This is a genomic window from Pseudoalteromonas sp. S1650, assembly GCF_005887195.1.
Taxonomy (GTDB): domain Bacteria; phylum Pseudomonadota; class Gammaproteobacteria; order Enterobacterales; family Alteromonadaceae; genus Pseudoalteromonas; species Pseudoalteromonas simplex.
The window spans coordinates 1-19121 of the sequence record NZ_PNDF01000109.1; the positions used below are offsets into that span (position 1 = coordinate 1).

18 protein-coding genes are annotated in these 19121 nt (G+C 41.3%); 15 read left to right on the top strand and 3 right to left on the bottom strand.

The window, feature by feature from the left end:
* Positions 1–3690: beta strand repeat-containing protein (locus CWB80_RS21320; RefSeq protein WP_138686302.1), on the top strand; the 3690-nt coding region annotated here is incomplete at its 5' end.
* Positions 3691–3833: 143 nt separating this feature from the next.
* On the opposite strand, the gene flgN is transcribed toward CWB80_RS21320, so the two are convergent.
* From flgN to flgA, 3 genes are all read right to left on the bottom strand, one after another.
* Positions 3834–4265 (bottom strand): flagellar protein FlgN, encoded by a 432-nt coding sequence (gene flgN / locus CWB80_RS21325; RefSeq protein WP_054562224.1) that lies wholly within the window; start codon positions 4263–4265, stop codon positions 3834–3836.
* Complete coding sequence (gene flgM / locus CWB80_RS21330) at positions 4258–4578, bottom strand: flagellar biosynthesis anti-sigma factor FlgM (RefSeq protein WP_054553314.1); 321 nt, start codon at positions 4576–4578, stop codon at positions 4258–4260. Before flgM ends, flgN begins: the two co-directional genes overlap by 8 nt.
* 78 nt (positions 4579–4656) lie before the next feature.
* Complete coding sequence (flgA, locus tag CWB80_RS21335) at positions 4657–5361, bottom strand: flagellar basal body P-ring formation chaperone FlgA (RefSeq protein WP_138602161.1); 705 nt, start codon at positions 5359–5361, stop codon at positions 4657–4659.
* A gap of 142 nt (positions 5362–5503) precedes the next feature.
* Between flgA and CWB80_RS21340 the strand changes: the two genes are divergently transcribed.
* From CWB80_RS21340 to CWB80_RS21405, 14 genes are all read left to right on the top strand, one after another.
* Positions 5504–6436 (top strand): chemotaxis protein, encoded by a 933-nt coding sequence (locus tag CWB80_RS21340; RefSeq protein WP_054562222.1) that lies wholly within the window; start codon positions 5504–5506, stop codon positions 6434–6436.
* A gap of 21 nt (positions 6437–6457) precedes the next feature.
* Positions 6458–7288 (top strand): CheR family methyltransferase, encoded by an 831-nt coding sequence (locus CWB80_RS21345; protein ID WP_054562221.1) that lies wholly within the window; start codon positions 6458–6460, stop codon positions 7286–7288.
* Positions 7289–7423: 135 nt separating this feature from the next.
* Complete coding sequence (flgB, locus tag CWB80_RS21350; RefSeq protein WP_054562220.1) at positions 7424–7834, top strand: flagellar basal body rod protein FlgB; 411 nt, start codon at positions 7424–7426, stop codon at positions 7832–7834.
* A 2-nt stretch (positions 7835–7836) separates the two neighbouring features.
* Positions 7837–8268 carry a flagellar basal body rod protein FlgC gene (flgC, locus tag CWB80_RS21355; protein ID WP_054562219.1) on the top strand — a complete coding sequence of 144 codons (432 nt, stop codon included), beginning with the start codon at positions 7837–7839 and terminating at the stop codon, positions 8266–8268.
* Between the two features lie 13 nt (positions 8269–8281).
* Positions 8282–8965, top strand: coding sequence for a flagellar hook assembly protein FlgD (locus CWB80_RS21360; RefSeq protein WP_138602159.1), 684 nt, complete (start codon positions 8282–8284; stop codon positions 8963–8965).
* A gap of 51 nt (positions 8966–9016) precedes the next feature.
* A complete protein-coding gene (gene flgE, locus CWB80_RS21365; protein ID WP_138602157.1) occupies positions 9017–10384 on the top strand; it encodes a flagellar hook protein FlgE in 1368 nt (455 codons plus the stop codon).
* A 160-nt stretch (positions 10385–10544) separates the two neighbouring features.
* The gene (locus tag CWB80_RS21370; RefSeq protein WP_063706524.1) at positions 10545–11309 is read left to right on the top strand and encodes a flagellar basal body rod protein FlgF; all 765 of its coding nucleotides are present in this window, start codon (positions 10545–10547) and stop codon (positions 11307–11309) included.
* 21 nt (positions 11310–11330) lie between these two features.
* Positions 11331–12119 (top strand): flagellar basal-body rod protein FlgG, encoded by a 789-nt coding sequence (flgG, locus tag CWB80_RS21375; protein ID WP_119853538.1) that lies wholly within the window; start codon positions 11331–11333, stop codon positions 12117–12119.
* Positions 12120–12134: 15 nt separating this feature from the next.
* On the top strand, positions 12135–12818 hold the full coding sequence (gene flgH / locus CWB80_RS21380; protein ID WP_054562216.1) for a flagellar basal body L-ring protein FlgH: 684 nt from the start codon (positions 12135–12137) through the stop codon (positions 12816–12818).
* Positions 12819–12830: 12 nt separating this feature from the next.
* Positions 12831–13925 carry a flagellar basal body P-ring protein FlgI gene (locus CWB80_RS21385; protein ID WP_054562215.1) on the top strand — a complete coding sequence of 365 codons (1095 nt, stop codon included), beginning with the start codon at positions 12831–12833 and terminating at the stop codon, positions 13923–13925.
* Positions 13926–14118: 193 nt separating this feature from the next.
* Complete coding sequence (gene flgJ / locus CWB80_RS21390) at positions 14119–15087, top strand: flagellar assembly peptidoglycan hydrolase FlgJ (RefSeq protein ID WP_138602155.1); 969 nt, start codon at positions 14119–14121, stop codon at positions 15085–15087.
* A 13-nt stretch (positions 15088–15100) separates the two neighbouring features.
* Positions 15101–17164, top strand: coding sequence for a flagellar hook-associated protein FlgK (gene flgK / locus CWB80_RS21395; RefSeq protein ID WP_138602153.1), 2064 nt, complete (start codon positions 15101–15103; stop codon positions 17162–17164).
* A gap of 2 nt (positions 17165–17166) precedes the next feature.
* Positions 17167–18423 carry a flagellar hook-associated protein FlgL gene (gene flgL / locus CWB80_RS21400; RefSeq protein WP_138602151.1) on the top strand — a complete coding sequence of 419 codons (1257 nt, stop codon included), beginning with the start codon at positions 17167–17169 and terminating at the stop codon, positions 18421–18423.
* A gap of 230 nt (positions 18424–18653) precedes the next feature.
* Positions 18654–19121 (top strand): flagellin (locus CWB80_RS21405; protein ID WP_502705017.1); only part of this gene is annotated, 468 nt, incomplete at its 3' end.

Sequence of the window (19121 nt, forward strand, 5' to 3'; positions counted from 1 at the left end):
ACCCTCGCCGTGACCTTTACCGATGCTGATGGTATCAGCCATACCGTGACAGTCACCACTGATGCTTCAGGCAATTGGAGCGCCGAAGCAGGGCAAGCCTTAGCTGATGGCAACTACACAGTCAGTGCTAGTATCAGTGATACAGCAGGTAATAACAGCAGTGCCAGTGACAGTGGTGAAGTCGACACTATAGCGCCAGACATTCGTGTGATCCCTTCATTTTTACTGGGTAATTTGGTTGGCTTGTCTGGGACTTCAGACTTACCAGAAGGAAGTGTGATCACGATCACTGAGCACCTTGTCGGTGGATTAATTGGATTAACATACACTGCCATTACAGATGCGAATGGAGATTGGACTTTAGCGAATATTACTGTACCACTGCTTAATTTAGCTTATGTAACAGCAAGTGGAACAGATGCAGCAGGTAACACTGCAACGGTGAGCACCCTTGATTTTGATAATGTAGCACCTGAACTAACAGTGTCTGTTGCCACACTTACTAATGACACAACACCAACTATCTCGGGTACTACGGATATGGGTCAAGGAACGGTTATTAATGTGACTGTTCAAGACGCTAATGGAGATTCGCAAAGCTTTACTGCAACTGTGCAAAGCGATCAAACTTGGTCTGTTGATGTACCAGCAGAACTTGCTGATGGCACATTCACAGTAACAGCATCGGTTCGAGACCAGGTGGGTAATTTAACAACTGAACAAACAACAGGTGTACTGGATAGTATAGCACCAACTTTAAGCGTAAATGCTATTGGTGGCACATCTGAAGCTCGACCAACTATCTCGGGTAGTAGTAATGAGATAGGTGGTTTAGTGGTTGTTGAAATAGCGGGTCAAACTCTGACCACGACGGTTGATACAGATGGCACATGGCAGCTTGTAGTACCTGTCGACATCGTTGATGGTAGTTACACGATTACGGCTAGCATAACGGATGATGCAAACAACACGCAAACTGCAACAGCATCAATAACAGTTGATACAGTTACGCCTGTTGTATTGCTTGATACATTGGGTATTGGAAACTCAAGTTTGCCAGTTATTTCAGGTACATCAACAGAATCGCCAGGAACTCAAGTATCTGTCACGATTACAGACAGCAATAGTGATACCCAAACACTGACTGCGACAGTGTTGGGAGATGGAACATGGCAAGTTACACCAGCCGCATTACCTGATGGAAACTATACTGTAACAGCGTCAATAACGGATGTTGCCGGTAATATTGGCAGTGATACTGAATCTGGTTCTATTGATACACTTGCTCCTTCGCTCACTATTAATAGCTTAGGAACGACAAATGATTCTACACCTACAATTAGCGGTACAAGCAATGAACCTGCAGGTAGCATAGTCTCTTTGAATGTTTCTAACGGTGGGAATACTTATTCATTATCAGCTACAGTGCAAATTGATGGTACTTGGTTAGTTGATGTTGTTACACCACTTGACGATGGTTCAGTTACTATTACTGCAAGCATCACCGATGCTGCAAATAACACGACGACTGCCACAGACAATGTAACATTAGACACTAATGCCCCAACAGTATCTATTGGCACGTTGGCAATTACAAATGATACAACCCCCATCATCTCAGGTACCAGTGATGCAGTAGACGGCACACAAGTTACAATAAATGTTGAAGATGCACTTGGAAATACACAAACAATAACTACAACGGTAACGGGTGGTAGTTGGAGTGTTGAGCTTGCTACTGTACTCAGTGAAGGACAATACACGGTAGATGCAAGTGTAACTGAAAATGGTTTAACTGGAACAGCATCAAAGGTTGGTGAGATAGATCTCACGGCGCCATCAATCTTGGTTAATGCACCAGCAATTACAAATGATACTACACCGACAATTAGTGGTACCAGTGATGCACCTCAGGGCACCGTTGTCACGTTAGTTGTGTCTGATAGTTTAGGTAATGATGTTACTGCTTCTGCTATTGTTAATGTATCAGGTAATTGGTCTGTGGCATTACCTTCCTCAATAGCTGAAGGAGCATACACGGTTGAAGCCAGTATCTCTGATGCTGCAGGTAATAGCGCAACCACTTCGATGTCTGGCATTATAGATATCACTGCGCCTGATGTTGTTATAGACACGATTGCTGTTGCAACCGATTTAACACCGCTCGCTTCTGGCAGTGCAACAGGAGCAGTCGCTGGTAATCGAGTGGTTGTCACCTTCGTTGATGCAGCAGGTGTTAGTCATAGTGTTGAAACAACGCTTGATTCAAGCCTTAACTGGCAAGTTGAAGCAACCCAAGCGCTTGCCGAAGGACAGTATACGGTAACCGCTGTTGTGACTGATACAGCTGGGAATGATGGTTCAGTAAGTACAACGTCTGCGGTTGATACTACGGCACCGATTGTAAGCATTGATCAAAGCAGTTTAATACTCACAAACGACTCAACCCCTGTTATCAGCGGCACATCTGATGCTGCAAATAGTACAGTAGTAATTGTGTTCACTGCCGCAGGCGGTTTACAACATACAGTTACTACCACAACTGATGCAAGTGGCAATTGGCAAGTTGAAGCAGGTCAAGCGTTAGCTGATGGAGTGTATTCGGTCACTGCAAGCATCACAGATACCGCAGGTAACACAGGAACTGATAGTAAAACGGGCGGAGAAGTTGACACTGTAGCTCCAGAGTTATCAATCACGCCGTCATTCTTATTAGGTAACTTGGTATCGCTTTCTGGTACTTCAGATTTGCCTGAAGGAAGTGTTATTACCATTACAAACTACCTAATTGGAGGTGGCATAGGAGTTCCTTACACAGCCACCGTTGACGCTAATGGTGATTGGACTGTGCTCAATTTATCGGTATCACTCTTAACACTTGCTTATGTTGAAGCAACCGCAAGCGATGCCGCTGGCAATACAACTACTATTTCAAGTATTGATTACAGTACTGATCCAAGCCTAGATGCATTTAATGTTGTATTTGATCCAGGTCTTGAACTTCTTCCTCCTTTACTTTCAATTGCTCCTTCAGCTTCTGGAACGGCTGAACCCGGTACTGAGGTTTACATTTTTGGATCTAGCTTGTTAGGGCTGAACCTTCTCAATATTATTGATTTATCGTTACTTAATTCATCTCCTTCTGTAACAGCAAATGGTGATGGCGAATGGAGCAGTGGTCCTCTTTCGTTATTAGGTATAGGAGAGCAAGATTTTTATTTTGCCATTGTCGACCCTGATACCGGAGAATATATTGTTAAAAATACCGCAAATGAATTAGTGGGTACAGGGGTGCTTGAATCAGAGCCAGATAGCGGCATTATAGCCCTTAGCGATGAACCCATTTTAGCTGCTTCAGAGAGCACTGAAGAACAACCTGCGAATGAAAGTTCAGATTCAGGTTCAGAGCAGCTTGGCGAAAGTATTGATTTAAGCTTGATCTTGGCTGATTCGGGGGCAGGAACTACAGTGCATTCTGGTGTTGTACCGCTTGAGGTTACTGTAAAAGATGTACTTAGTGATACTGAGCAAAGTGAGGTACTAGCATTGAATAATGACAGCGAACAGCAAAGTTTAGCTTTTGATCCTAATAGCTCAACAAGTTCACAACCCGCGAGTGATATTCAAAGTGAATCAGAAGACATGATCAAGAAACTAATCGAAGATGGAAATAAATCTGTAGATATTTAATCAATAAAAGAAAAGCGCAGAAATGCGCTTTTCTTACAGTACCTTGCTTAATTGAGTGATATTGCGGATTGGTATAACTCTGCAAACATTAAAAAACGCGATAACTAACTTAGTTATCGCGTTTTAAAAAATAATATTTGGGTTTAGGCTTTCAAGTTGTGAACGATTTTCTTATCGCCTTGAATCACGCTGCCGCCTTGGTCGTAGGTCATCGATGATGGTGCACCGATTAAAATATCTTTAAGTTGCTTAACACTCAACTGTGCTTGATGGGCCGCGTGAGCGTTTACATCGTTTTTCTTTTTGCAGCTTGCTAGGAGAGTATTTACTTGCTTAATGAGTGCACTTACTTCGTCATCTTGCGATTCGTTATGCGCAACAAGCTTTTGCACTTCTTTATCAATGGTTTGAATTTGTTGGAGCAAAGAGATTTTTTGTTGGGCAATACTCTTTAATCCGTCGCCACGCTTTGCAGCAATGGCTGTCAACTCATCATCTAACAGCGCAGCAATAGACTCCAAGCACGAAACTTGTTGTGTTAATTTGCTAGCTATTAAATGATTATGATCAGCCATAGACATCAAACTCGAATGCAGCGATGTTCTTTGCTAGCTTTTCAGCATCAATTTGGTATTTACCTTCACTGATTGCTTTTTTCAGCTCAGCCACTTTATTGCTATCAAAGCCAGATGATTGCTCTGCTTTTTCTTGCAAAGATTTTAGCTGTTTAGCTTGAGGAGTTAAGCTCACAGAATCCGCACTTGCTTTTGGTGCGGCCGATTTTGCAGCGGCTGCATTAGCATTATCTTTTTGTAAATCAAGCTTTTTTTGCTTGGTATTTGTCAACACAGAAGGCTGTTGTTGACCATTATTGACATTGCTTACCATAATTTTGACCTATACATTACCCAACATATGCCTTTATATCGGCGGGCACAGCGGATACTTTAGCATAAATATAAAAAATTAAATATTTACTTGTACAGACTCGACCCCATCCACACGTGCATTTAATACTTTACCTGATTTTTTGTTTTTTACACGTACTAATTCGTCTAACGTGCCATCTTCTAGAGCAATTCCGGTGGTTTTAATTCTTAAGCCGCGTAATGAAGCATAGATAGTTACATTATCGCCTTTACAAACCATACAAACCTGGCTCATAACAATAGGCGTGCCGTCACGTAAATTGCGCTTACTGCGACTGCCAATAAGTATAGCCTCATCTTGAACATATTGCGTTCTAACAAATTGCTTTGGCTTCATTTCGAGGCGTAAATGTTCAGGGCGAATGACCTCTCCACGGGCTAAATTAGTGGTAACAACAACCACGGGTTCGAGCTCAATAATGCGCACGTGAACGTATTGGGTCCAACTATTTAAATCTTGGCACTTAAGTTGTACAGTTACCTGCCGATTAAAAGGAGGCTCTGTTGGTAACTCTTTGTTAATTGGTGACTCACATAACCTCTCAGGAATGCGACTATCTAATGGTAAAGCACTAATTTGAGGTGTGGTGTCCAGATCAGGGAGCTGCTCGCTAACAAAATCGATGGCGATTTGTTGAAGTTGCTCGGTATTATAAACTTCTGCCTGTAGTTGTGTTGTACACAACAGGCTAGTAAGAAAATAAAAAACACTGTATCTTCGGCTTTTTTTTAACAAACTCATATTGTTTCGACTATGCTTATGGTTGAAAACAAGGTATAAATATTTTGCGTCAAAAAACAGACGCTTTGTAACCTTATGTAGCTTTAACACAAAGAAGGCAATTATTGTTCCAGCTCTGATTGTTTATCTTTAGGAGATTGAAATGGCAGGCATTTTAGACTCAGTTAACCAGCGTACTCAGTTGGTTGGGCAAAACCGCCTTGAATTACTATTATTCAAACTCAGAGGGCGACAACGCTTTGGTATAAACGTGTTTAAAGTAAGAGAGGTTCTGCAATGTCCACCACTTACTAACATGCCTAAATCAAATGCGTACATTCGCGGTGTTGCGCATATCCGTGGTCAAACTATCTCTGTTATTGATTTATCGATGGCTGTAGGTGGCCCTGCAATTGAAAATATCAAAGACAGTTTTATCATCATTGCTGAGTACAACCGTTCAGTGCAAGGGTTTTTAGTTGGTGGTGTTGAACGCATCGTGAATATGAACTGGGAAAAAATAATGCCGCCGCCTTCGGGAGCCGGACGTTATTCTTACCTAACTGCGGTCACTGAGATTGAAAACGAATTAGTTGAAATTCTCGATGTAGAAAAGATATTAAACGAAATTTGCCCAGTTAACACTGAAGTGAGTGCTGAAGTAGTTGGTGAAGGTGAGATTCAGCGTGACTTAGGTGAGCGTATTGTCTTTATTGCTGATGACTCTGCAGTAGCTCGAAACCAAGTTAAGCGTGCGCTTGAACCTCTAGGTGTACAAACTGAACTAGCTAAAAACGGAAAAGAAGCGCTTTTACGTTTAAGAGAGATTGCTCAGCTCGATTGTCAAAATGATATTACTGAACGTGTTGGTCTATTAATATCTGATGTAGAAATGCCAGAAATGGACGGTTATACCTTAACCGCTGAAATTAAGGCTGATCCAAAATTATCACCTTTGCATGTGATCTTGCATACCTCTTTAAGTGGGGTGTTTAACCAAGCAATGATCGAAAAAGTGGGTGCTGATGATTTTATTGCAAAATTTAACCCAGATGAATTAGCGACAGCTGTGAAGAAGTGGGTTCATTGTGATTAATTATTTATAGGTGGTATTACTTTGGAAAATAAGCATTTACAACAAAGCGAATACGATCAATTCCGCTCTTTTTTAGAGCAACAATGTGGCATTGTGCTTGGCGATAATAAACTTTATTTAGTTAAAAGCCGCCTTGCGCCGCTTATGGCGCGTTTTAATGTTGAGTCTTTATCACAGTTGGTAAGTAAAACACTAAGCCCTCATGAGAGGCAGCTTCGTGCCGCTGTCGTTGATGCGATGACAACCAATGAAACGCTTTGGTTTCGTGACCAATATCCGTTTGAGTTATTGAAAACAAAACTATTTCCTGAGCTTAAAGATGTGCGTAGGCCACTAAAGATATGGTCAGCGGCAAGTTCATCAGGTCAAGAGCCGTACTCAATTGCCATGTCTGTTGCCGAGTTCCAATCTAAAAACCCAGGCGTATTAAAGATGGGTGCGCAAATTATTGGCACTGATATTTCTAATACCATGCTTGATATGTGCAAGAATGCTGAGTATGACTCGCTAGCCCTTGCTCGTGGATTGTCGATGGAGCGTCGTCAAAAGTTCTTCAAGGACAGCGGTAACGGAATGGCTCAGGTAGTTGACCCTATACGTAAAATGGTCAGCTTTAGACATTTAAACTTACTCGATTCATACGCTTTAATGGGCAAGTTTGACATCATATTTTGCCGTAATGTGTTGATTTACTTTTCACCAGAAGTAAAAGCTAAAATCATTTCTCAATTTGCTCAAGCTTTAAACCCGAAAGGTTACCTGTTTTTAGGTGCGTCAGAATCAATGGCGGGCTTAAGTGATAGCTTTGATATGGTTCGTTGTAACCCGGGTATCATCTATCAGAAAAAGTAAACTCTCCTTAGCAACCTAGTCCTTAGGTTGCTAAATTTACCTATTTTTCAGTCTCTTATATAAATCAAATCACTCCTAAATTTTTGGCTTAGCTTTTGCATTAACCACTACAGAGTCAATTTTTTGGAGAAGGTTATGGCTATCAGTTTTGATAAAGCATTTGGTGTTCATCCTCATGCGATGTTGATCCGTTCACAACGCGCTGAGTTATTAGCGACAAATATCGCTAATGCTGATACGCCGGGCTATAAAGCGAAAGATATCGATTTTGCCTCGGCATTAAAAGCGGCAAAAAGCAACCAACAAGGCGGCAATAGCATGGTAAGAACCGATGCTAAACATATTGCCGGGGGCAGTCGTTTTGTTGGCAGCGCAGAAATGTTTCGTACGCCAAATCAAGCAGATACAGGTGATGGTAACTCAGTCGATATACAAGTGGAACGAAACTTGTATGTACAGAACTCATTAGAGTATCAGGCAAGCCTGCAATTTATGAGTAGTAAAATTAAAGGCCTTAAAAAAGCCCTCGGTAGTCAAGGAGCTTAATCATGAGTTTGTATAATGTTTTTGATATTTCAGCAACCGGTATGAGTGCGCAAAATGTTCGCTTAAATACCACAGCCAGTAATATCTCGAATGCAAATACGATTAGTTCTAGTCAAGATCAGACATATCGAGCGCGCCACCCTGTTTTTGCTGCAGAGTTGACTAAAGCGTCAGCATCACAAAGCAATCCTCAGGGCTCTTCTGTTGGCGTTAAAGTGTTAGGCATTGTAGAGAGTGATAAACCTCTACAAATTGAATATAACCCGAACCACCCAAGTGCGGATGAAAATGGTTATATCTACAAACCTAACGTTAATGTTGTAGAAGAAATGGCAAATATGATTTCTGCCTCTCGCTCTTACCAAACAAATGTGCAAGTTGCTGATGCAGCTAAGCAAATGTTAAGTAAAACACTGTTGTTAGGACAACGGTAACCGAGGATAAGTTATGAGTAACGACATCAGCTCTGCATCATCATCCTATATGGATAGTTTGCGTTGGAATCAAAGTAGTACGCAAACAACTGAAGAAGACAACAACACGCTTTCTCAGGAAGATTTCTTTTCGTTGTTAACACAGCAGTTGTCGTTTCAGGATCCGAGTAATCCTGCTGATAACGATCAAATGATTGCGCAGATGACGAACTTTACCATGGCTGAAGGTATTTCAAACTTAAACGAGAAGTTTGATTCACTCACTGCATCAATGACATCAAATTCTGCGTTACAGGCTTCGACTCTTGTTGGTAAGCAAGCGTTACTTGAGTCTGGCACCATTGACTTTGATGGCGAAAATCTAGCTAAAGGGTCGGTGGTTGCAGAAACCGCTGTTGAATCTTTAACGCTAAGAATAACGGATTCATCAGGCCAGTTAGTGCGTACCATTGAATTAGGTTCTCAGTCAGCGGGGGCACTGCGTTTTGAATGGGATGGTAAAGACAATGATGGCAATGTGCTACCTGAAGGTGAATATGACATCAGTGCTGAAGGCTTTGTAAATGGAGACTACAGCAGTATGCCAATGGCGACCTTTAAGAATATTGAAAGTGTCAATATTAATGGCGCAAGCGGCATTATCGTAAATACAAAAGAGGGTGCGGTTAGGCTAACTGATATAGCTGAAATCGCATAAGTAAAAAAGGTTTGGGTTAGCTTAGGCTAAGAGATAGGTTAGAGGTGAGTTATGAGCTTCAATATTGCATTAACAGGCTTAGCAGCCGCGCAAAAAGATTTAGACGTTACCGCAAATAACATTGCTAACGTTAATACTACGGGCTTTAAAGAGTCTCGTGCAGAGTTCGCTGATGTATACGCATCATCAGTATTTAGTTCTGGTAAAACAAAAAATGGTGACGGTGTAAGAACGACAATGGTGGCACAGCAATTCCACCAAGGCTCGTTATCTTTCACAAATAACTCTCTTGACTTAGCGATCACTGGTGAAGGTTATTTCGCAATGGCGAATGACTTAGGCGCGCAAGACTTCACATATACTCGTGCAGGTGCGTTTAAATTAAACCAGGATAACTTCATTGTTGATGCAAGCGGTAACTACTTACAAGGTTTCCCTGTTGATGAAGCAACCGGTGATACCACTTCTGTTAGCTTAAGTACATCTTCGGCGTTACAAATTCCTGATGCATCAGGTTCACCACGTGCAACCACGAATGTTTATTCATCATTTAACCTTGATTCACGTGCCTCTGCGCCAACAGTGACACCGTTTGACCCTGAAGCAAGTGCTACATATAACAGTTCAACATCAACAACTGTGTATGATTCATTAGGTGAGCCACATATTTTACAGTTCTTTTTTGTGAAAACAGACTCAGCGACAACAGGTAATGAAAATGAATGGGAAGTGTATGCAACACTTGATGAAAAACCATTTGATGCAAGTGGTGTAGAGCAAACAACAACGCCTTATACACCACTAACTACATTCCAATTTGATTCAAGTGGTTTACCACTTAACACGGATGGTGTTGCAAATACTGATGCATCATTTAACCCGTTAACTTTACCAAATGGCGAAGGCGCTGCGACAGGTTTATCTGACTTACTATCTAATGGTGCTAGTTTCCCTGATGATGTAACGATGAACTGGCGTGATGAAGCGGCAACAGCGAATAAAGTACCTACTCAATATGCTAGTAACTTTGAAGTAAAAGCACTTGAACAAGATGGTGCGACTGTAGGTCGTCTATCAGGTATCGATATCGGTTCTGACGGTAAAATTGTTGCGTCATACAGTAATGGTGACACTTCATTCTTAGGTCAAGTTGCGATGGTACGCTTTTCGAACTCACAGGGTTTACAACAAGTGGGTGATACTTCTTGGAAGAAGAGTTTAACGTCAGGTGAGCCTATTGCTGGCGAACCGGGTTCAGGTACCTTGGGTTCAATTAACTCATCTGCGCTTGAACAATCAAACGTTAATCTAACTAACGAACTTGTTGACTTGATTAGTGCGCAGCGTAACTTCCAAGCAAATTCACGTGCGCTTGAGGTTAACTCAACACTACAGCAAAACATTCTACAGATCCGTTAATTTTAACGGCTCTAAGCTTAATCCGACACGAAGGCTGCTCCCTCTATTGGCAGCCTTTTTTCATTCTAATTATTCATTTCTCTCTTCTATTTTAGCGTCAATTTTACTTTGGCACTTTTATTGCATTTCTTAGTTATCGTATTTTTAGTGAGTCAATGTTATGGACAAAATGGTCTACATTGCCATGTCGGGTGCTAAGCAAAGTTTGCGAGGTCTTGAACTCAAGGCCAACAACCTTGCTAATGCTAACACCACTGGCTTTAAAGCTGATTTTGCACAAGCTCGCTCTATGCAAGCCTTCGGTGAAGGTCTGCCATCTAGGGTGTTTGCAATGCAAGAACGCCCAGGATCTAACATGCAATCAGGTGGTTATGTAGAAACTGGCCGTGAGCTTGATATTGCTATGAGTGACCGTGGTTGGTTGAGTGTACAAGATGCATCAGGCAATGAGGCGTACACCAAAACAGGCACATTAAACATTACTCCAGATGGTGCGTTGATCACCAGCCATGGCCGTCAAGTAATTGGCGAAGGTGGTCCAATCATTCTGCCGTTACCTATCGAGAAAGTTGAGTTTAGTGAAGATGGTGCCATTCAGGTTCGCCCGCAAGGTGCACCAGCTAACTTTTTAGAAGTGGTTGATCGCTTAAAAGTGATTGAGGCTGATAACACTCAGCTTGAAAAAGGTAATGACGGTTTATTTCGACCAAAAGAAGACATGCTGATCAATGACCTGTGTGGTTTTTGTGATATTTCGCCAAATGTGAAAGTACTATCGGGAACGCTTGAAATGTCAAACGTAAACCCGGTGCATGAAATGGTCGACATGATCAGCAATCAACGCCAATTTGAATTACAAGTTAAATTGATGAAAACAGCCGAAGAGCTCGATGAGCGTCAAGATCAGCTGTTACGCATTGTTTAAGATGACTGAGAGGGTAGAGTTATGAATCCTGCATTATGGATCAGTAAAACCGGGCTTGACGCCCAGCAAACCGATATTTCGGTGATCTCAAATAATCTCGCGAATGCCAGCACGGTCGGTTACAAAAAAAGCCGCGCCGTATTTGAAGATTTACTATATCAAAACATCAACCAACCAGGTGGCCGTTCGTCACAAGACACTGAAATGCCATCAGGCTTAATGCTTGGTGCGGGTGCCAAAGTGGTTGCCAACCAAAAGAACTTTTCACAAGGTAACATGCTTACCACTGAAAATTCATTGGACTGGATGATTTCAGGACCAGGTTTTTTTGAAGTGCAATTACCAGATGGCAACATTGCCTATTCGCGTAACGGTCAATTCACCACTGACGAAGATGGCCGCATTGTAACTTCTGGTGCTGGTTTTCCATTACAGCCTGAAATGAACGTTCCAGACGATGCGCAATCAATTACTGTTTCACAAGACGGTGAAGTGTCAGTGCGTATTTCAGGGCAAGCAGACAACGTGGTCATTGGTCAGCTAACGATTAGTGATTTTATTAATCCATCGGGTCTTGAGCCTATGGGACAAAACTTATACACAGAAACCGCTGTAAGTGGCGCACCTGTGCAAGGTAACCCAGGTATTGATGGTTTAGGTACGGTGGTTCAAGGATCTCTTGAAACCTCTAACGTGAATGTAACTGAAGAGCTTGTTAACTTGATCGAAACACAACGAATTTATGAAATGAATTCAAAAGTGATTTCAGCGGTTGATGAAATGCTTAGTTACATCAATCAACAGCTTTAATGGGTAGGAGGCAGCATGCGTAATATTATCTTAGTCACATCGGCAGCATTAATGCTGGGTGGTTGTATGACAACGCAAAATCATCATGTGGTTCAGGATGACCCTTACTATGCGCCTATGTACCCTGAGCCAACAACAGAGCCGATGGTACCAACGGGTTCGTTGTTTGATAGTTATTCAGCAGATGACTTGTACTCAGATAAAAAGGCATTGCGCGCTGGTGATATCATCACGGTTAAATTGCAAGAATCAACGCAAGCCACCAAAGCCGCTAAAACCGAAACCGATAAAGAAACGGACGCTAGTTTAGACCCTGTTATTGGGCTTGGTGGCAATCCGGTGAATATTGGTGGTGATAGCATACAGTTTGGTATTGGTTCTGGGGCATCGTTTAAAGGTGATTCAAAGTCTAATCAATCAAATAGCTTATTTGGTGATATTTCTGTCAATGTGATGCGTGTTTTACCTAATGGAAACTTGGTTATTCGCGGTGAAAAATGGCTTACTTTGAATACCGGTGAAGAATTTATTCGCCTTGAAGGCTTAGTTCGTCCCGAAGATGTGCAAGCAGATAACACGGTCACATCAAACCGTATTGCTAATGCGCGAATTCAATACTCAGGTAAAGGGCAAATTCAAGAAACGCAAAGTGCAGGTTGGCTGTCTCGTTTCTTTAGTAGTTCGCTTTTCCCATTTTAGAGGAATAAAGTCATGAATGGGTTTAAATACATCATCGCTCTTTGCTTAATTAGCCTGCAGTTTTCTGCACAGGCTGAGCGAGTCAAAGATGTATCTATGGTTGAGGGCGTGCGCGCAAACCAATTAGTGGGTTATGGTTTGGTTGTCGGTTTGCCTGGCACAGGTGAACAAAGCCGATTTACTCAACAAAGCTTTAAAGCCATGCTGAATGGTTTTGGTATTACCTTACCTGATAGCTTAAAACCTAAGATTAAAAATGTTGCAGCTGTGGCTGTGCATGCAGAGTTACCGGCATTTAGAAAACCCGGTCAAACCATTGATATTACGGTTTCGTCTATTGGTAGTGCGGGTAGTTTACGTGGTGGTACCTTATTACAAACCTTTTTAAAAGGGGTTGATGGCAATACCTATGCGATTGCACAAGGTAGCTTAGTTGTAGGTGGTTTAGGTGCGGAAGGGGCTGATGGTAGCCGTGTAATTATTAACACACCCACAGTGGGTCGTATTCCAAACGGTGCCATTGTAGAGCGTGCTATTAAGAGCCCGTTTATGCAAGGTGACTATATTACCTTTAATTTAAATCGCCCAGATTTCACAACAGCAAAACGCCTAGAGCAAACTATCAATGATTTGGTGGGGCCTGACAGTGCTCAGGCAATTGATGCAGCTTCAGTGCGAGTGTTAGCACCGCGAGATGCTTCTCAACGTGTTGCTTATTTGTCGACACTTGAAAACTTAGAGTTTAAGCCTGCAGACACAGCAGCAAAAATTATTGTTAACTCCCGCACAGGTACAATTGTGATTGGCAAAAACGTGAAGCTACAGCCTGCGGCAATAACTCATGGTGGTTTAACGGTTACGATTGCTGAGCAGCAAAATGTGTCACAGCCAAATGCTTTAAGTGATGGTGAAACTACCGTTACCAATCAAAGCATTATTGATGTGAACGAAGATGACTCACGTGCTTTTGTATTTAATCCAGGTGTTAATCTTGATGATCTTGTGCGTGCAATCAATGAAGTTGGGGCTGCACCGGGTGATTTAATGGCAATCCTTGAGGCTTTAAAAGAAGCGGGGGCGATAAACGGGCAACTGGTTATCATTTAAATTAAAACGCGCTGTCGAGCGCGTTTGTATTTTTAGTCATTCTTAAATTATTCAGCACACAAATATCAGACAAAATATTTATTCTAATTCAGTCCTTTCTTGTATCAGCTATTAGCTACTCATTTATAAAGCTTTTTGTTGGCGCAATTTTTGCATTTTAATTTTCATTATTAACTATTGTGTCAAAAAGCTGATGGATACTAATCATCTCGACAAGCAAAACTTTTTTGATTTAGGCAACTTAGACTCATTACGTCAAAATGCCTTAAAAAGTGATGCCTCTAGCGATGCGTCAAAAGAGGCGCTGAAAAAAGCGGCGGCACAATTTGAATCTATTTTCACTCAAATGCTGCTGAAAAGCATGCGTAAAGCAAATGAAGCGTTTGAAGATAAAGACAGCCCATTTAATTCAAGCGGTGTTAAGTTTTTTGAAGAGATGCATGACCAACAGATGTCGGTTGAGCTTTCATCAAAAGGTTCGCTCGGCCTAGCTGATTTAATCGTTCAGCAGCTCTCGCCAGATGGTAAACAGTTTACCCCGGGCTCTGTGCTTAGAACGACGGCTGAGTTTGATAGTGATAAACGCGCACGTGGCGTAACGAATGATAGCCACGACATTAAATCTGAGCCACAGCCTGTTGCAGACACATCAGCAAACGAGCAAACAGAAAATCGTTTTGAAGATGCTGAGTCATTCATTAGCTCTATTTGGGAGCACGCAAAAAATGCAGCACAGAAGATTGGTTTAAACCCTGCAGTGATGGTTGCTCAAGCTGCACTCGAAACGGGCTGGGGTAAACACATCATCAGTAAAGCTGATGGCACAAGTAGTAACAACTTATTCAATATTAAATCGGATAGGAGCTGGCAAGGCGATAAAGCAAGCAAAGTCACGCTTGAATTTGAACAAGGCGTGCCAGTTAAAAAGCAAGCCAGTTTCCGCTCTTATCAATCGATTAAAGACAGTGTTAATGATTTTGTGGATTTCTTAAATGAAAATCCACGTTATCAAGAAGCACTCAATAATACCGCAGAGCCTGCAGCCTTTTTAGATTCGTTACAAAAAGCAGGTTATGCAACTGATCCAAATTATGCCGATAAAATTAAGCAGGTATTGAAGCGTGTTGAGCTTCAAAGCGTCGCTGCTTCATTGGTACGTTAAGGAGTAGACCCTCATGTCATTTAGCTTATATGACATAGCAAATGCAGGTATCAGAGCTAACTCTGAGCTTTTACAAACCACCAGTAAAAACATCGCCAACGTTAATACCGAGGGCTATGTGCGTGAGCGTACTGAGTTCACAACCATGATCGATAATCAAGTCGGCCGTGGTGAAACGTATCGCTTACTGAATGAATTTGCGCAAAAGCAACTAAATCGAGATACCTCTAGTAAAACTTTTTTTGATCAATTCGTCACAGAAGCGAGTCGAGTTGATAGCTTGTTTTCTGAAGAGTCAAACAGCTTATCAACCAGTATCAACTCGTTTTTTAACAACATACAAGAAAGTTTAAACCAGCCTTCATCATCTGTAGCACGGTCATTAGTAATGACTGATGCACAAAGTCTAATTGACCAAATGGAGCGTTTATCAGGCATTGTTGCAGATCAGCAAACCGTAGTTAATGATCAATTAGAGATTTTCTCTGAAGAAGCAAACGACCTTATTCAAACTATCAGTGAATTAAATACTAAGATCGCGTCAGTAGATGGCACCTCACAAGAATCAGGATCTAGCTCGCTTTATAATGAACGAGATAAAGCAATTCGTGATTTATCTGAGCTAATCGATATTGAAACAGTTGATGGGCCCAATGGTTCTAAACAAGTATATATGGGAACAGGCCAAGCCTTAGTAATGCAGCATGGTGCTTTTAATCTATTTTCTTTAACGGGCGACCCTGATCCTAATTTTAAAGAATTACACTTAGATACTAATGACGGTAAAGCTATTTCGTTAGAATTAGATACAGATAAGTTAAAAGGCAAAATAGGTGGCTTACTGGCATTTCGTGACGATATTTTAGTGCCAGCACAAAATCAATTGGGTCAAATGGGTTTAACATTGGCCGATGCTTTTAATCAGCAAAATCATTTAGGTATGGATGGCGATGGCAATTTAGGTGGGGATATATTTAAAATTCCTACCGTTGATGCATTTGCTTATCAAGCTAATAACGGTAATTCGAGTATGACGGCAACGGTTGAACCTGGACAAGGCAGTAATTTGCCGGCCAGTGATTTTATTGTGAAATACAGTGATACAAATGAAGTTGAAATTTACCCTGTTGATAATAAAGGCGAGACGATTAAAGATGCCAACGGCGATGATATTTTTACTACAGCAGACGTTGACCCAGCCACAGGTAAGGTTAATTCATTAAACAACTCAGGTTTAGATTTGTTTGGCTTAGAAATTACCCTCGATATGACTAATGCGCCAAGTGTTGATGACCAATTTATGGTTAAACTCAACTCTCAAGCATCAACAAGCTTAGAGCTTGCAACAAATCGTCCAGAAGATATTGCACTCGCTTCACCTATTCGTACCGCAAACGATATTAACAATACAGGCACTGCCAGTATTTCAGCTGGAACTGTATCTGATGTGTCAAATTTCACAGACACCCCAGCGTTACAATTACCAACAGGGTCTTTAACTTTAACAAAAAGCGCTGAAAACCCAGATATGTACACCTTAAGTGATGGTACCAATGAGACTGATCCATTTACAATTGATTCATCTGGTAAAAATATTATTCAACAAGCTGAGGCAGCGGGCGTTTTAGATGATATTACAACGCTCACTGCGGAGGAAGTTGGTTTTGACTTTAACATTGAAGGCACACCAGCTTTAGGTGACTCATTCACTATAGAGGCTAATGTAGATGGCTTTGATGATAACCGTAATGGGCAACTATTAGCTGACATTCAAAACGATAACATTGTAAGACAAAACGTTTCAGGTAATTCAACGAATAATCATAAAACTCTAAATCAAGCGTACACTGGTTTAGTATCAGATATTGGTGTAGTTACTTCGCAGGCACAAACAAGTCAACAAGCATTCACCGCATTAGCAGAGCAGTCAGAGGCTTGGTATGAATCATTATCAGGGGTAAACCTTGATGAAGAAGCGGCAAACTTACTGCGCTTTCAGCAATCGTATGCGGCATCGGCGCAAGTGCTTGCCACTGCTCGTTCAATATTCGACACCTTACTTAATTCAGCGAGGTAATTATGCGTTTATCAAATAACTTAATGTATCAAAACAGCGTTAATAAAATTCTTGAAGGTCAGCAAGGTGTTGCTAATGCACAAGAGCGTGTAACAACAGGTAAAAAGTATTTATCGACCTCTGAAAGCCCGTCGGCTTATTCACAAGCAGCTTTATATACGAATAAGATCCAAACAAATGAGCAATACACTAAAAATATTGATCAGTTGAATGGACGGCTAGAAACAGAAGAAAGTATCTTACAAAGTATCAATACCACCATTCAGGCAGCCCAAGAGCTGACAATTCGAGCGGGTAGTGGTGCCATGAGTGATGATGACTTAAAATCTATTGCGAGTGAATTAAGCGAGCTGCAAAAAAGCCTAGTGAGCTTAATGAATAGTCAGTCAGAAGACGGTAAATATATTTTTTCTGGCTATCAAGATACAACTCAAACCTATAGCTTTAACTCAAATACAGGTCAATACGATTATCAAGGCGACCAAGGCCAGCATTCAGTAACTATTGCACAAGGGGTGAATGTTAAATCGAGCGATAATGGTTTTAGTGCTTTTGAAAATGTAAATGCGCGTTTAAATGTTGTTGATAACGAAGGCACTGTGACGGGAAGTATTACTGCACAAAGTACTGTGTATGTAAAAAACCAAGCTGATTTTGATAAGTTCCACAAAGCAAATTTTGATTTAGATCCCACAGCTACAGCTGCAGATAACTCTTTTCAGGTTGAGCTTGTCGCCGGCGTTAACTCGGGCGATCCAGATACCTATGTAATTAATGATGGTTATGGTAACCCCGTTACACCGGCTGTCACTGGTGAATTTACAGGGGAGCCTATTGAATATGCAGGCATGGAGTTTAAGCTTGAAGGCACTGCACCAGGGACATTCGAATTTGAATTAGAAGCCCCACATAAAGAAAATGTACTCAATACTATGCAAAACTTAATCACTAATTTAAATAGTAGTTTAGAAGGTGATGAGCTTAATGATGCACTGGCAGACGGTTTAGACCAATTACAAAGCGCCAGCGAACAAGTGGTATTCACACAAGCAAGTTTAGGTGCTCGAATGAACTTGGTTGAAAGTATCACTGATTCAAATAGTGCGATAGATATCAATAATAAATCGAGTAAATCAAATCTGGTTGAAGTTGATATGGCCGAAGCAATTAGTGACTTAACAAGGCATGAAACCGCATTACAGGCTTCACAAGCAACCTTTGGTCGTTTAGCTAATTTAACGCTTTTTGATTATTTATAATTAAACTCATACGGTAAAGGTTTGCCTTTCTATTAGGCCAGTGGCAAAAAATTGTCACTGGCCTTTTTATTTCTTACATTTACAAAAAAGAAGTTTTAAAAGTTATTTAAAAACAGTGGGTTGTAATTTTTCTTTGAGCTGGCACATTTCCTGCTTTTAAGTTTTACAAAGCGCGTGGTTCCTCACAAGTTCATTGGACCACAGCCTAATTAAAACTAGGAGATGGTAAAATGGCATTAACAGTCAATACTAATGTGTCGTCACTTAACGCACAACGTAACTTAACTAAATCGAGCGATGGTCTAGCAACTTCTATGGAACGCTTAGCATCGGGTATGCGTATAAATAGCGCAAAAGATGATGCAGCAGGCCTACAAATTTCAAATCGCTTAACCTCACAAATAAATGGTTTAGCGGTGGCGCAACGTAACGCGAATGATGGTATTTCGATGGCGCAAACCGCTGAAGGTGCAATGCAAGAATCTACTAACATTTTGCAGCGAATGCGTGAGCTTGCGCTGCAATCTGCAAATGGCTCAAACTCAAAAGAAGATAGAGATGCATTGCAAAAAGAAGTCAGTGCTTTACAAACAGAGTTAACTCGTATTGCGGAGACAACTTCATTTGGTGGGCAGCAATTATTAGATGGAAGCTATGGGACTAAATCATTTCAAGTCGGTGCAAATGCAAACGAGATT